Genomic DNA, 16,154 nt, shown 5'->3' with positions numbered 1-16,154 from the left:
ATAATTCCACGTAAAAGATGTCACTGATCAACATGGGAGAATCGAATGATCTTTTTCTCTTATCTTTTCTCATTTTTCATAAAAGCGTATGATAGAGAAAAGAGGATAGAAAGGATTTTCACTTCTATGAATCAACACAACATACAATTTTCAAAGCTTGCAAATTTTAGAGAAGTAGGGGGACTCCAAACAACGGATCAGATGGTCATCAAACAAGGAATGATTTATCGCTCTGCCGATTTATCACGTCTCACGAAGCAAGACATATTGACGTTCTCAACACTTGGAATTCAAACGATTTGTGACCTACGTACAAGCTCAGAACGAAAATCACACCCGCCAAAGATCATGGAACATGACAAAATTGTTCATATCCCTATGCAGCCTGACAGCATGATGCCTAGCAAATGGACCATGTTTCGTATGCTGATAGCAGAAGGAAAATCTCTATCCTTTACACCGATCATGAAAGATGTATATCAAAGCATGCTCTATGAGCGAAAAAAAGAGATTCAGCAATTGTTTACATTACTGTCCGATGAAAAAAATTATCCGCTTATGCTTCACTGTACAAGCGGAAAAGACCGTACAGGCTTTTTATCTGCTCTTATTCAATTAGCAGCGGGTGTGCCGGTGCATACCGTTTTAAGTGAATACATGCGTTCCAATGAAGGCGTGAAAATGCTAGTGAAAAGACAAGAACGATTTGTTCGCATGATGAGTTTATATCGGGTGTCAAAAGAACAAATTCAGCCCCTGCTCGGTGTGCAGCAAGATTATCTTGAAGATGTACTGAATGAGATGATGGATACATACGGAAATGCAGAGCGGTATTTAGTAGAAGCCTGCGACGTCCCTAAAGCTCAGCTGCTTAAAGTAAAAAACATCTTGCTTACACCATCTGCTGGCATTCCATCACAAAACGCAGAATAAACTTAATATGAGGTGATGCAAAACATGCTGAAAAAGATCAGTATGACGGTTCTGACACTAGTTTTCATGGGTGTCTTCTTATTCATTCCGTCTAGCAGTCTAGCTCGTTCGATGCCAAAAGGGAAGCTTGAGAGCACAAGAGAGATGCGTGCAGTGTGGGTCGCATCAGTTTATAACTTAGATTGGCCTTCAAAGAAAGGACTGCCCGCAGATGAGCAGAAACAAGAGTTCATTCAACTGTTAGACGACATCAAAGCGATGAATATGAACGCCGTCATCATGCAAATTAAACCAACAGCAGATGCCTTTTATCCATCAAAATTTGGTCCATGGTCTGAATATTTGACTGGTACACAAGGGAAAGACCCTGGATATGACCCGCTTGAATTTATGATAGAAGAAGCACATAAACGTGGCCTTGAATTTCATGCTTGGTTTAACCCTTATCGAATCACCATGAATCATACCGATCTCAACCGGTTATCAGCCGATCATCCTGCAAAAGCACACCCTGATTGGACCATCGCCTACGGAAATCAGCTTTACTTTAATCCAGGCATTCCTGATGCTCAGGACTTCATTGTTGACGGGATAGAGGAAGTAGTGAAAAACTACGATATTGATGCGGTGCATATGGATGATTATTTTTACCCGAATAAAATCGCTGGTGTACCATTTCCAGATCAAGAAACGTATGAAACTTACGGGAAGAAGTTCACTCATATAGAAGATTGGCGAAGGGATAATGTGAACGAGCTAGTGAAGCAGATCAATAACACCATTAAGAAAGAAAAACCGTATGTGAAATTTGGTATTAGCCCATTTGGTGTATGGCGCAACATAAAAGATGACCCAACCGGTTCAAACACAACTGCAGGGATGACCAATTATGATGATTTGTATGCTGATACAAGAGAGTGGATACAGCAGCACCATATTGATTATATCACCCCGCAAATTTATTGGAGTATTGGCTTTCAGCCCGCTGCCTATGATGTGCTGACGAAATGGTGGTCAAATGAAGTGAAGGGGCAGCCTGTTCACTTGTACATTGGCCAAGCGACGTATAAAATCAATCAAAACAGTGATCCTGCTTGGTCTGATCCCGAGGAGTATTTTCGCCAGATCGAGCTGAACAGGCAGTCACAGCTCGTACAAGGAAGCATGCATTTTAGTCTGAAAGATATCAATCGGAATCCCTTGAATGTAAAGAAACGATTAATAGAAGAAACCTATAGCAAACCGGCTCTCATACCAGAGATGCCATGGCTTCATCAAAAAGCGCCTAAAAAACCAATCATTCAATCTGTGAAAAAGACAGAGGATGGTGCAGTTTTACAGATACAAAATGATCCGCGCTCTAGTGCATCCTATTATGCAGTCTATCGATTGTCGAATAAAGGGACATACGAATTTGCGCAAACGGTCAGAAAAGAAACAGGTTCCTTCACACAAACGAAAGACATTTTAGCAAATCAAAAGAAGAGCTATACCTATAAAGTGACGGCACTCAATCGCCTTCATCATGAAAGCAAACCTTCTACAAAAACAGTAAAATAACAAAGACAGCATAAATGAGGGGTTTCCTCCATTTATGCTTTTTTGCTTTCTCTATTTTTCTACTATTTTTATTTTAATTTTCTGAATTCAATCAAGCTTGGCATGAAGAAGCTATTTCAATAATAAATATGATAGAAAAGCGCCAAAGGGGGAAGCAAAATGGATTTTGAATTAACGAAAGAGCAGCAAATGATCCGTCAGATGGTCAAAGAATTTGCAAAAACAGAAATTGCACCACACGCTCAAACTGTTGATGAACAGGCAACATTTCCGGTGAACACATTTCAAAAAATGGGGGAGCTCGGTTTTATGGGTATACCCTTTCCAGAGAAATATGGAGGTTCTGGAGGAGATACGATCTCGTATGCACTGGCAGTAGAGGAAATTGGCAAGCAGTGTGCCAGTACAGGTCTAAGTTATGCCGCAGCGGTTTCCTTAGGCGCAAGTCCACTTTATTACTTCGGGACAGAGGAGCAAAAGATGGACCATCTTGTTCCATTAGCCTCTGGAACAGCGCTTGGCTCCTTCGGATTAACAGAACCAAACGCCGGATCAGATGCAAAAGGAACAAAAACAAAAGCCATTAAAGACGGACAAGAATATGTCATCAGTGGGGAAAAGTGCTGGATCACAAATGCCAATTATGCCAGAACGATTATTGTCACCGCTGTGACAGATCATGATGAAAACGGACGTCCAATCATCTCCGCCTTTATTGTGGAGAAAGGGCAAAAGGGACTGTCGATTACAAACCCATATGACAAAATGGGGGTTCGCGGTTCAGATACGGCTGAAATCATTTTAGACGAAGTGCGTGTACCAGCGCATCATATATTGGGAGACAAATCGAAAGGATTCAAGCAATTTTTATATACATTGGACGGCGGACGAATTTCCATTGCAGCCTTATCTGTCGGAATTGCACAAGCTGCACTTGATGCTTCACTTTCCTATGCAAAAGAAAGAAAGCAATTTGGAAAGACCCTCTCATCCTTCCAGGCCATTCAGTTTAAGCTGGCGGATATGGCGATGCAAATAGAGCTTGCAAGACAAATGGTCTGGAAAGCCGCTTGGCTGAAAGATCAAGGCAAACCATTTACAAAAGAAGCGGCCTATGCCAAACTGTTTGCTTCAGAAATGGCCACAAAAGCAAGTCTTGATGCGGTCCAAATTCATGGCGGAACAGGCTATATGAAAGAATGCGGTGTTGAACGGCTTGTGAGAGATGCCAAGCTCATGGAAATCGGAGAAGGGACCTCTGAAATTCAGCGGCTCGTGATCGCAAGACAGTTGTTAGCGTAATACCTTAATGAAAACGCTTACTACACATAAGGGAGGAAAGCAATGATGTCGATTCACCCGCAAACGATTGGCTCCCTATTAAGAGAAAAAAAAGAACAGCACCCAGCACATGAAGCCATTGTTTACCCAGAACGTTCTTTACGTTATTCGTACGAAGCGTTTTATCAAGAGGTCAAGGAAACAGGAAAAGGTCTCATGGCATTAGGGGTTCAAAAGGGAGATCACATCGCCATTATGGCACCAAATATACCTGAATGGCTCATTCTTCAATTTGCCTGCGCCTCCATTGGTGCTGTTCTTGTCACTGTGAATACCAATTTTCAATCACAGGAACTCGCCTATTTACTCAAGCATTCTGACAGCAAAATGTTGTTTATTGTAGACGGCTTTAAAGAAACGTCCTATGTCAACATGCTTGAAGAGCTGATTCCAGAACTTCAAACCGCTCATCAAGAGGAGATCATTTCCACACAATTTCCTTATTTAAAAAGATGTATCTATATCGGTCAGCATGTACCAAACGGTATGCTCAGCTGGGATCGTCTTCAAGTGGCAGCCAAAAGAACCGAAGATCATGAATGGGAGAAGCGAATGAATGAGCTCACGCCTGATGACGTTATTAATATGCAGTACACTTCAGGCACAACCGGCTATCCAAAAGGCGTCATGCTCAGCCACACAAACATCGTCTGTAATGCGAGTCAGATCGCAGATTGTATGAAATTAACAGAGCAGGACCGTATGTGTATCCCAGTGCCGTTTTTTCATTGCTTCGGCTCTGTTCTTGGTGTACTTGCTTGTCTCACAAAAGGGGGAACGATCATTCCACTTGAATCATTCCATCCAGAACGAGTCCTTCAAACAGTAGAAAAAGAAAAATGCACCGTTCTTCACGGTGTACCAACCATGTTCATCGCAGAGCTCGATCATCCAAATTTCCACTCTTATGACCTGTCCACATTACGAACGGGGATTATGGCCGGTTCACTCTGCCCATCCCACGTCATGAAAGCAGTCATTGAAAAAATGGGACTGAGAGAGCTCACGATTGCCTATGGTCAAACCGAAAGTTCACCCGTCATTACCCAAACAAGAACCGATGATTCGTTTGAAAGACGCGTTCAAACGGTCGGACGTGCGCTTCCTCAAATTGAAGTCAAAATTGCCTTATCAGGAACGTCAGAAGAAGTGCCAAGAGGACAGCAAGGGGAGCTTTGTACAAGAGGTTACCATGTCATGAAGGGCTATTATAAAAACGAAGAAGCAACAAATGAAGTCATTGATGAGGACGGATGGCTTCATACAGGGGATTTAGCTGAGATGGATCATGACGGTTATGTGAAAATCACAGGCCGGCTCAAAGATATGATCATCAGAGGCGGAGAGAATGTGTACCCAAAAGAGATTGAGGATGTCCTATACACTCACCCTGCCATTCTTGACGCACAGGTTGTTGGTATTCCTGACGAGACATACGGCGAGGAAGCAGCCGCATTCATTCGGCTAAAACAAGGGAAGTCGGTCTCAATTGAGACATTAACGTGCTATTGTCAGTCGCAAATGGCACGCTACAAAATCCCGAAATACTTTTTCATTACAGATGAGTACCCAATGACCGCCTCAGGCAAAATTCAGAAATTCCGCTTGAAAAAGCAGGCGCTTGATCTAATAAAGGAGTGAAAGCAGCGATGTTTGAACAAGTATTGATCGCCAATCGAGGCGAAATTGCCCGTAGAGTGATTCGGACATGTAAACGGCTCGGAATCAAAACCGTTGCCGTTTATTCAGAGGCTGATCAGCATGCACTTCATGTGCAAGAAGCAGACAGCGCCTATTATATCGGCGGCGCTAAAGTTTCTGAAAGCTATTTAAACATGGAAGCGATCATTAAGGTTGCCAAACAAACAAATGCTGATGCTATCCACCCGGGGTATGGTCTTTTATCAGAAAATGCGGCATTTGCTGAGCGCTGCCGGAGCGAAGGCATTGCCTTTATTGGACCATCTGCACAAGTCATTCAGCAGATGGGAAATAAAATTGAAGCGAGAAAAACGATGGAACAAGCGGGCATCCCAATCGTTCCTGGTGTTTCAGCCCCACTCCATGATGCAGACGAAGGTGTTCATAAAGCACAGACACTCGGCTATCCCATTATGCTAAAAGCATCGAGCGGTGGCGGCGGGATTGGTATGCAGCTCGTCCGCAACGACGAAGAACTGCATCGAGCGTTTGAAGGAAATCAAAAAAGAGCACAAAGTTTCTTTCAAGACGGAACTTTATACATGGAAAAGGTGATTGAAAACGCACGGCACATCGAAATTCAAGTTCTTTTTGATTCGTTCGGTCACGGCGTTCACTTATTTGAAAGAGATTGTTCACTCCAAAGAAGACATCAGAAAATTGTTGAAGAGGCACCAGCCGTCTGTCTTGAAGAAACGGTGAGACAGCAAATGGGACAGATGGCCGTCAAAGCTGCCAAAGCAATTGGGTATGAAAATGCGGGCACGATTGAATGTTTAGTCGATCAAAACCAGCAATTTTATTTCTTAGAAATGAATACGAGATTGCAAGTAGAACACCCTGTCACAGAAGAAATTACCGGGATTGACCTTGTCGAGGAGCAGCTAAAAATTGCCGCATTAGAGCCCCTGTCCTTCAGCCAAGAGGATATTCATCAAATTGGGCACGCGATTGAAGTTAGAATATACGCTGAAGACCCTGTGACATTTTACCCTTCGCCAGGCACGATCACTCGGCTTTCTACACCTGATGCCCCATATATCCGTCATGAGTCAAGCGTCACGAGCGGAAGTGTCATTACCCCATTTTACGATCCAATGATTGCGAAAATGATTGTGTACGGTGATACTCGAAAACTCGCCATAGAACGATTAAAAGCAGCATTACAAGCATATGAAATAGAAGGGATCAAAACCAATGTACCGCTTTTAAAGGAAATGGCCGAATCAACCGCCTTTTTACATGGCCGCATCACAACCGATTATCTGATGAAAAAAAGGGAGGAAAACCGTTCATGAAAACTGTCACGATACAAATGGCCGGAAACTTATGGAAGCTTCTTGTGAAACAGGGTGATGATGTGCAAAAAGGACAGGAAGTCGCCATCTTAGAATCGATGAAAATGGAGATTCCCATTGTTGCAGAAGAAGCAGGTGTGATCAGTAAAGTGTATAAGGCGGAGGGGGAATTTGTTGACGAGGGAGAGGTACTTTTGGAGCTGACAGAATAGGGGGAAAGCCGCATGGCATTACCAAAAAATGTGCTCATTAGAGAGGTCGGCCCGCGCGATGGACTACAAAATGAATCCGTTTGGCTGGACACAATGAAGAAGCGAACATGGATCCATTTACTCGAAGAAGCCCATCTTCCTTATATTGAAGTCACCTCATTTGTTCATCCGAAATGGGTTCCAGCCTTAAAAGACGCCAAAGAATTAGCCCAATCATTAAACAAAAAAGAGGATATCACCTATGCCGCACTCATCCCAAATGAAAAAGGATTAGCTCATTTTTTTGAAGCAAACCTTGAGGTAGGGGCTATGTTTATCTCATCGAGTGAGACACATAACAAAAAGAATATGAATCGATCTATACAGGAAACACTGCCTGTGATCAAACAAATGACAGCCGATTTAAAAGCAGAAGGACGGCAAACGCGGGCCTATATTTCTACCGTGTTTGGATGTCCTTATGAAAAACAAGTGCCGATGGACCAAGTGCTGCGATTAACGGAACAGCTGCTGTCCTTCGGCATTGATGAAATATCACTTGGGGATACCATTGGGGAAGCCCATCCGCTGCAAGTAGAAAGACGGTTAGACCTTTTACTTGAACGCTTTCCTGCTGATAAAATCGCACTTCATTTTCATGATACGAAAGGAATGGGGCTTGCCAATATTTATACAGCATTAAAAGCCGGCATCACCATATTTGATGCCTCTAGCGGAGGGCTTGGCGGCTGTCCTTATGCACCTGGCTCCAGCGGAAACGTGGCGACAGAAGACGTGGTGCACATGCTTCACAAACTCGGGATCGAAACAAATGTCGACCTTCCTCGCTTGATTAAAGCGGCTGAATGGATTGAAGCAAAAGTGGATCGAACCCTGCCAAGTCACTGTTTACGCGCTTTTCAGTCTCACACTACTTGATAAAGGGTGAATCACATGACTTCATTGATCAATTTTTCAATACAAGATGATCACATTGGCATCATGACCTTAAACAGACCAGCACAAGCCAATGCTCTATCAGCTGCTATGCTAGAGGAAATTAACCAAACGATTCAAGAAATCAAACATGATGCAAACATCCGCTGTTTGCTCATGACAGGAGCTGGCGCTAAAGTTTTTTGCGCAGGAGCAGACTTAAAAGAACGGCGATTGATGACAGAACAAGAAGCGAAAGAAGCCGTTCTGACCATTCAGCAAACCTTTACAGACATTGAATCTTTGCCTGTTCCTGTCATTGCCGTGATAAACGGACACGCACTTGGCGGAGGTCTTGAGCTCGCGCTCGCCTGTGATCTCCGCATCGCAAGAGCGGGTGCAGCGCTCGGCCTGCCGGAAACAGGACTAGCTATCCTGCCGGGAGCAGGGGGCACACAAAGACTTTCGCGCCTGATCGGACCCGGGAAAGCGAAAGAAATGATCTTCACAGGCACTTCTTTACGAGCAGAAGAAGCCGTTCAAATTGGGCTGATTGAACGTATCTCTACAGCCGATTCACTGATGAATGATGCCATCACACTCGCAAAACAAATCACCAAAAATGGGCCGATCGCTTTAAAAGAAGCAAAACAAGCCATTCAATCCAGCCTTGATCACGATTTACAAACAGGGCTGACGAAAGAATACGAAGCTTATCTGCGGCTTATTCATACAGAAGATCGACTAGAAGGTCTCAAGGCTTTTCAAGAAAAACGAACGCCTTATTACAGAGGGAAATAGCAAGAAAGGGGAATGTTTATGATCGAAGAATATGAATTAAAAAAACAACGAATTGAAAAGGGCGGGGCAGAACGCTACCATCAAAAAAACAAAGAAAAAGGAAAATTATTTGTCCGTGATCGGCTCCATTTGTTGTTAGATGAGGATTCTTTCATTGAAGATGCCATGTTTGCAGAGTGCAAAGATGAACATTTACCAGCAGATGGTGTCGTCACCGGAACCGGGCGTATGAATGGGCAGACTGTTTGTGTCATGGCAAACGACTCTACGGTTAAAGCAGGATCGTGGGGTGTCAAAACAGTAGAAAAAATCATTCGAATTCAAGAAACGGCCGAGAAGCTCAATTGTCCTATGCTGTATTTAGTCGATTCTGCGGGTGCAAGAATCACTGATCAAATCGCAATGTTCCCAGGCAGAAGAGGAGCAGGGCGCATTTTTTATAACCAAGTCAAGCTGTCTGGGCGCATTCCTCAAATTTGTTTACTATTTGGTCCTTCTGCAGCCGGTGGTGCGTATATCCCTGCTTTTTGTGACATTGTCGTCATGGTCGAAGGAAATGCCTCTATGTATTTAGGCTCGCCGCGAATGGCTGAAATGGTGATCGGTGAAAAAGTATCACTTGAGGAAATGGGCGGTGCGAAAATGCATTGCAGCATTTCTGGATGCGGAGATATATTAGCCAAAACAGAGGAAGAGGCCATTCAAATTGCACGTGATTATTTAACCTATATGCCTGCCAACTATACAGAAAAACCAAAAACGACAGCAGCAAAAGCACCTAAACCATCTGAAATCACCATCCAAGACTTAATTCCTAAAGGCCAGAATACCTCATTTGATATGTATCAACTCATCGATTTACTGATTGATGAAGGATCATTTTTTGAAATCAAAAAGCTGTTTGCCGCAGAGTTAATCACCGGCTTTGGCAGAATGAACGGTCAGCCTGTCGGTCTCATTGCCAATCAGCCAAGGGTCAAAGGCGGCGTATTATTCCACGACTCAGCTGATAAAGCCGCCAAGTTTATTCAGCTCTGTGATGCCTTTCATATCCCGCTGCTCTTTCTTGCGGACATACCAGGATTTATGATTGGAACAAAAGTGGAACAAGCCGGCATTATTCGTCATGGGGCAAAAATGATCTCCGCTATGTCAGAAGCGACCGTTCCGAAAATATCCGTCATCGTCCGTAAAGCATACGGAGCAGGACTATATGCAATGGCAGGCCCTGCTTTTGAGCCAGACTGCTGTCTCGCTCTTCCATCGGCGCAAATCGCTGTGATGGGTCCAGAAGCCGCTGTAAATGCCGTCTATGCAAATAAAATTGCAGAACTCCCGCCCGAAGAGAGGGCTTCATTTATACAAGAGAAACGGAAGGAATACCAGGAAGATATGAATATCTATGAGCTTGCCTCTGAAATGATTGTCGATGGCGTCATCCCATTTGACCGTCTAAGAACTGAACTTTGTCATAGATTACTAGCCTACTCATCGAAAGACATGACATTTACGAAACGAAAACATCCGGTCTATCCGGTCTAAAGGGGGCAGACCTCATGATCAACCAGAAACCAGAGTGGATACCGGAAGAAAAGCAGAGCCAAAAAACACGTTTGCATCAGTGGATGAAATCTCTTGGTTTTTCTACGTATGACTCATTCTATCAAGCCAGTATTGATCGCACAGACTGGTTTTGGAGAGAAGCGGAAAAGGCAGTCGGCATTCAGTGGAAAAAACCATATGAAGCGGCATTAGGTCACCACTCATTGATGTGGCCGAAATGGTATCAGGGCGGCACACTAAACATCACCGAAACGGCTGTGGACAAATGGGCAGAAAAAGAAGAGACGAGGCATCAGCCCGCCATCATTTGGAGCAATGAAGCCGGTGAAGAAAAGAGATGGTCATTTCTCGAACTTCAAGAGAAAGTGAGCCGTCTTGCAACTGGCTTTTTGAAAGAAGGACTTCAAAAAGGGGATGTAGCCATCATCTATATGCCAATGCTTCCAGAAACGGTCGCCGTCATGCTTGCCTTTGCAAAGATTGGTGTTATTTTCAGCCCAGTCTTCTCAGGCTATGGAAGCGAGCCACTCGCTGTACGCATTCGTGCGTCAGGCGCATCCATTGTCGTCACAGCGAATGAAATGATGCGGCGAGGGAAAACGATCAACATGCGGGAATGTGTGGCTGATGCCATAAACAAAACCACAACTGTGCAAAAAGTGATTGTGCACACTTCCTCTCATACCGGATATCAGGACGATGTCCTGCTGAATGATTTGTTAAAAGAACAGCCGTTCACCGGCGCGATCTATGTCACAAATGAAGACCCGCTGATGATCTTGTATACGTCAGGCACAACCGGCACACCAAAGGGAGCCGTTCATACACACGCAGGCTTTCCGATAAAGGCAGCTTTTGATGCTGGGCTATGTATGGATGTGGCAAAAGGAGACCGGCTGTTTTGGCTGACTGATATGGGCTGGATGATGGGGCCATTCCTCGTCTTTGGCGGCTTGATCAATGGAGCTGCCATCGTTTTATATGACGGCGCTCCCGATTATCCAGATGAGCAGCAGCTCTGGTCATTCATCCACGAGAAGAAAGTCACTCATTTTGGACTTTCCCCTACATTTGTTCGTTCTGCGATGCAGCAAACGATTGATGGGGTCGAACTATCGCATGTCAAAGCCATTATTTCTACAGGGGAACCATGGAATGAAGCTCCGTGGCAATGGTTATTTCACATCATTGGTCAAAAGAACATTCCAATCTTAAATTATTCAGGAGGAACCGAGGTTTCTGGTGGCATTGTAGGCAGTACGCTGCTTCGCCCCATCAAACCGATTCTCTTTAATGCGGCGATCTTAGGAATGGCGGCAGATGTATACAATGAAGCTGGGCAAAGCGTGATGAATGAAGTAGGGGAGCTTGTGGTGAAAAAGCCATGGGTCGGCATGACATGTGGTTTTTGGAACGAACCGGAGCGTTATGAAGATACTTATTTCAAACGATTTGATGGTGTATGGACACACGGAGATTGGGTCATGCAAACAGAGGACGGAGAATTCCACATCACCGGCAGATCGGATGATGTCATTAATACAGCAGGGAAACGCATCGGGCCAGCTGAAATTGAATCCATCCTTACCTGGCATCCTGCCGTGCATGAAGCCGCTGTGATTGGGGTAAAGGATGAGGTGAAAGGGGAGGCGCTCGTCTGTTTCATCGTGACCAGTCCGCATGCTTTTGAAGAAGCTGCCCTTATCCAAGAGCTTTCAGCCCATGTTGGTTCACATGCCGGAAAAGCGCTCACACCAAAAGAAGTTCATCTCATTTCAGCTTTGCCGAAAACAAGGAATGGAAAAATCGTACGACGTGTACTTAAAGGGGCGTATGAAGATCAGCCTTCACCCGATCTATCTTCATTAGACAATCCAGATGTATATAAGAGTCTGACCGAATACTTGAATAAGAAACAGAAAAAATAAAAAAGACAGGATGGTTCCTGTCTCAGCGTGTAGACAAACCCTCGCATTCGGTGTCAGTCCTGCGCTTCGGTGCTCACGAATGTCAAATTCGCTCCGCGCCGATGCTCGTCCTTCCTAGGGCTGCAAAGGTTTTCTATCACGCTGCAAAGAAGACAAAGGGCTAAAATCAAGTTCATTTTAGCCCTTTGTCAACAATCTAAGACAGGATGGTTCCTGTCTTTTTTTATTGCACATGAAAATTCGTTCCATCTGTTGTCTCTTTCACAATCCCTGCCCGAATGACAAAATCGCCGAAATGTTCATTTTCTTCTCGTTCTTTTGCGTAGCGGGGGAGAATAGAGCCAAGTTCTTTTAGAATGTCTTCCTCACCCACATTTTCACGGTATAATTTACTTAATCTGCTGCCATCAAATGCGGCACCAAAATACATATTATACTTACCAGGTGATTTTCCGATAAATCCAATCTCTCCAAGCGCATGACGAGCACAGCCATTTGGACAACCAGTCATTCGAATGGTGATTTCTTTATCACTTAATCCGTTTTCTTCAACGATGTCTTCGATTTTATCAATCAATCGAGGAAGGTAGCGCTCTGCTTCAGCCATCGCTAAGCCGCAAGTTGGCAAAGATACACAAGCCATTGAGCTGCGGCGCAGGGCAGAGTGCTGCTGGCCGTCTGATAAACCAAACTTCTGAATGAGCTGTTCGATTTGTTTCTTTTTATGAGTTGTCACATTCCCAATGATTAAATTCTGATTGGCGGTTAAACGGAAGTCACCTGTATGAACTTTGGCGATTTCGCGGATGCCTGTCATCAGCGGATAATCATCATAATCTGTGATGCGTCCGCCTTCCACAAACATCGTATAATGCCATCTGCCATTGATGCCTTTTACCCAGCCATAACGGTCACCGTTATGATCAAAGTGATAATCCTTTGCCTCTAAAAGAGTAAACCCAAGACGGCGCTCAAGCTCTTCTTTTACATTCTCAAGACCAAGGCGGTCCACCGTATATTTAAAGCGGGCATTTTTTCGCACGGAACGGTTTCCGTAGTCACGCTGAATGGTGATGACTTGTTTGGCAATTTCTACGACCTGTTCAGGTGTACAAAAGCCGATGACCTTTGCAAGCTGCGGATAAGTCGCTGTATCACCATGCGTCATACCCATTCCGCCGCCAATTGCGACATTAAAACCGACCAGTTGATCGTTTTCGATAATGGCAATGAAGCCTAGATCCTGCGAAAAGACATCAATATCGTTAGCAGGAGGGACCGCCACACCAATTTTGAATTTCCTTGGTAAATAAAGCGGACCATACATCGGTTCAACTTCCGTATCTGGCGTTGCCGCAACCTTTTCCTCATCAAGCCAAATCTCATGATAGGCTCTTGTTTGCGGGAGCAGGTCATCACTTAATTTTTTCGCCAGCTCGTATACATCATGGTGCACTTCTGATTGATAGGGGTTTGATGTACACATGACATTCCGGTTCACGTCGCCGCAAGCAGCAATTGTATCAAGCATAGTAGAATGAATGTCTTGAATGGTTTTTTTCATATTCCATTTTAAAATACCGTGAAGCTGAAAGGTTTCACGAGTAGTCAGCTTTAACGTACCGTTTCCGTATTTGTGAGCAAGCTCATCCATCACAAGCCACTGCTTAGATGTGGCGATTCCGCCAGGCAGACGGACACGCAGCATAAATTGATAGGCAGGCTCAAGCTTTTGTTTTTGCCGTTCATTTCTCAGATCACGATCGTCTTGTAAGTAGCTGCCGTGATGCTTCATCAGACGGTTGTCATCATCCGGAATTCCCGCTGAAATCGGATCAAGCATCACTTCTTTTAACGTACCCCGTAAATAATCACTTTTTTCTTTGATTTCCTCTACGTCGCTCGGAGGTCCATCCGGCGCTGTTAATGCTGTCTTCACCATGTAAGTAAAAGCTCCTTTCTTTCAAGCATCAAATCAATAAACGTCACGCTGATAGCGTTTTTGCTGCTGTAAGTTGGCAAGATAGCTTTCTGCTTTTTCTTTGCTCATCGCACCTTCTTCTTGAATAATGGATAGAAGGGTATTGTGGACATCATGCGCCATATGCTTTTCATCTCCGCAAATATACACGTAAGCACCTTGCTCAAGCCATTCAAATAATTCTTTGCTTTGTTTCTTCATTTGATGCTGGACATATACTTTTTCCTCAGTATCTCTTGAAAAAGCCACGTCCATTTTCGTTAAGACGCCATCCTTTAACCACTTTTGCCATTCCGTTTGGTATAAGAAATCCGTCACAAAATGCTGATCACCGAAGAATAACCATGACTTTCCGTTTGCACCCAGTTCCTCACGCTCCTGCATAAATGAACGGAAAGGGGCGATGCCTGTGCCTGGTCCTACCATAATGATCGGTGCATCTGGATCTTGAGGAAGCTTAAAGTTTTGGTTGTGCTGAATATAAACAGGTAACGTATCACCTGGCTGCAGGCGCTCTGCACATAAAATCGAACAGACACCTTGGCGTTCTCTGCCGTGCGCATCATATCTGACAGCCCCTATCGTCAAATGAACCTCTTCGTCATTTGCTTTGAGACTGCTTGCAATGGAATAAAGGCGTGCAGGGATTTTTCTTAAAATGGACGTGAAATCTGCGGCGGTTCCTTCAAAAGGACCGAAATCACGAGCCGCATCTACTAAGTCCCGACCTGCGATATATTCTTTCAGTTTTTCTTCGTTTCCTTCTTCTAAAAGGGCATGCAAGGATTCACTTTTTGTCAGTTCAGCGATCTTTTGAAGAAGTGGTTTTGTTAAAACCGTGACCTCAAAATGCGAGGTGAGTGCTTCTTTTAAAGGAAGAGTGTCTCCATTTTTATGAACGGTGACGGATTCTTCTGCATTCCACCCGCATGTTTGAATCAGTTCGTCGACAAGCGCAGGATCATTTGTCGGGTAAATGCCAAGGCTGTCACCTGGCTCATACACGAGACCTGAACCTTCAAGCGAAAGCTCTAAGTGACGTGTTTCTTTATTAGATCCACGCCCATTTAAGTTGATATTTTCAAGAACTTCAGCATAAAAAGGATTCGTTCTTGAATATTCAGAAACGGCCGTACTGTTGGCTCCCGCTGTTTCTTGCGGAAGTGATACAGCTTCACCTTCACTCAAAGAAGAGGCAACACCTTGTAGCCATTCTGAAAACGGCTCATCATAATCAAGGTCGCAGTCCACTCGGTCAAAAAGACGTGTACCGCCAAGTTCTTCGAAGCGTTCATCAAATTCTTTTCCTGTCTGACAGAAGAATTCGTATGAACTGTCACCTAATGAAAGGACAGAAAAGCTTAAATGATCGAGCTTTGGCGCACGTCTGCCGTGAACATATTCATGGAACGAAAGGGCATTATCCGGCGGATCTCCTTCGCCATGTGTGCTGACAATGACCAGTAAATTGTTTATTTTTTTCAGATTATTCGGTTTAAAATCGGACATAGAAGAGAGCGTCACTTGAAAGCCTTTCTCTTCAAGATGCTGGGCTGTCTTTTTTGCTAACCCTTCGGAATTGCCTGTTTGCGACCCATAAAGCACGGTCACATCTTTGCTCACAGGCTGTACAGGTGCTGCGGCAGAAGGCGCCGGAGTGACAGCTTCTGAGCCGGCAAGCGCTGCCTGCGCTGATAAATAACCAGTAAGCCAAATTTTTTGCTGATCTGTTAAAGTCGGAAGCAGCTGATTGAGTAACTCTGCCTGCTCCTGGCTAAACGGACTGTTCAATACATGAAGTTGCAACAATATCCACCTCACAAGGAATATAAACATAGATTAATTCGATAGGAATTATATATATAGGTTCAATTTGAACTTTACCGAAAGTTTGCCATTAAGTAAAATATATAATATTGAT

12 protein-coding genes are annotated in these 16,154 nt (G+C 44.2%); 10 read left to right on the top strand and 2 right to left on the bottom strand.

The window, feature by feature from the left end; translation table 11 throughout:
* The first annotated feature begins 45 nt into the window (after window positions 1-45).
* From MHH31_RS09300 to MHH31_RS09255, 10 genes are all read left to right on the top strand, one after another.
* Window positions 46-933: a tyrosine-protein phosphatase gene (locus MHH31_RS09300; RefSeq protein WP_178930241.1), complete on the top strand. Its 888-nt coding sequence runs from the start codon at window positions 46-48 to the stop codon at window positions 931-933.
* A 24-nt stretch (window positions 934-957) separates the two neighbouring features.
* Window positions 958-2,493, top strand: a complete 1,536-nt coding sequence (locus MHH31_RS09295) for a family 10 glycosylhydrolase (protein ID WP_342495470.1) — start codon at window positions 958-960, stop codon at window positions 2,491-2,493.
* 159 nt (window positions 2,494-2,652) lie between these two features.
* Entirely contained in the window at window positions 2,653-3,795 is a 1,143-nt protein-coding gene (locus MHH31_RS09290; RefSeq protein WP_268431994.1) for an acyl-CoA dehydrogenase family protein, read from the top strand.
* Between the two features lie 42 nt (window positions 3,796-3,837).
* A complete protein-coding gene (locus tag MHH31_RS09285; RefSeq protein ID WP_342495469.1) occupies window positions 3,838-5,475 on the top strand; it encodes an AMP-binding protein in 1,638 nt (545 codons plus the stop codon).
* An 8-nt stretch (window positions 5,476-5,483) separates the two neighbouring features.
* The gene (locus MHH31_RS09280) at window positions 5,484-6,833 is read left to right on the top strand and encodes an acetyl-CoA carboxylase biotin carboxylase subunit (RefSeq protein ID WP_268373846.1); all 1,350 of its coding nucleotides are present in this window, start codon (window positions 5,484-5,486) and stop codon (window positions 6,831-6,833) included.
* A complete protein-coding gene (locus MHH31_RS09275) occupies window positions 6,830-7,045 on the top strand; it encodes an acetyl-CoA carboxylase biotin carboxyl carrier protein subunit (RefSeq protein ID WP_017367387.1) in 216 nt (71 codons plus the stop codon). Before MHH31_RS09280 ends, MHH31_RS09275 begins: the two co-directional genes overlap by 4 nt.
* A 12-nt stretch (window positions 7,046-7,057) precedes the next feature.
* Complete coding sequence (locus tag MHH31_RS09270) at window positions 7,058-7,963, top strand: hydroxymethylglutaryl-CoA lyase (RefSeq protein WP_058337175.1); 906 nt, start codon at window positions 7,058-7,060, stop codon at window positions 7,961-7,963.
* A gap of 15 nt (window positions 7,964-7,978) precedes the next feature.
* On the top strand, window positions 7,979-8,761 hold the full coding sequence (locus MHH31_RS09265) for an enoyl-CoA hydratase (protein WP_045034775.1): 783 nt from the start codon (window positions 7,979-7,981) through the stop codon (window positions 8,759-8,761).
* A gap of 18 nt (window positions 8,762-8,779) precedes the next feature.
* Window positions 8,780-10,303: an acyl-CoA carboxylase subunit beta gene (locus MHH31_RS09260; RefSeq protein WP_342495468.1), complete on the top strand. Its 1,524-nt coding sequence runs from the start codon at window positions 8,780-8,782 to the stop codon at window positions 10,301-10,303.
* Window positions 10,304-10,317: 14 nt separating this feature from the next.
* Window positions 10,318-12,252 (top strand): AMP-binding protein, encoded by a 1,935-nt coding sequence (locus MHH31_RS09255; RefSeq protein ID WP_342495467.1) that lies wholly within the window; start codon window positions 10,318-10,320, stop codon window positions 12,250-12,252.
* A 223-nt stretch (window positions 12,253-12,475) separates the two neighbouring features.
* On the opposite strand, the gene cysI is transcribed toward MHH31_RS09255, so the two are convergent.
* Both cysI and MHH31_RS09245 read right to left on the bottom strand, forming a co-directional pair.
* On the bottom strand, window positions 12,476-14,194 hold the full coding sequence (cysI, locus tag MHH31_RS09250) for an assimilatory sulfite reductase (NADPH) hemoprotein subunit (protein ID WP_342495466.1): 1,719 nt from the start codon (window positions 14,192-14,194) through the stop codon (window positions 12,476-12,478).
* A gap of 33 nt (window positions 14,195-14,227) precedes the next feature.
* On the bottom strand, window positions 14,228-16,039 hold the full coding sequence (locus MHH31_RS09245) for an assimilatory sulfite reductase (NADPH) flavoprotein subunit (protein WP_342495465.1): 1,812 nt from the start codon (window positions 16,037-16,039) through the stop codon (window positions 14,228-14,230).
* Between the last annotated feature and the right edge of the window lie 115 nt (window positions 16,040-16,154).

Source organism: Bacillus sp. FSL K6-1033 (genome assembly GCF_038630765.1).
Lineage (GTDB): Bacteria > Bacillota > Bacilli > Bacillales > Bacillaceae > Bacillus > Bacillus altitudinis.
This window is presented reverse-complemented; position numbering and strand designations above follow the sequence as displayed.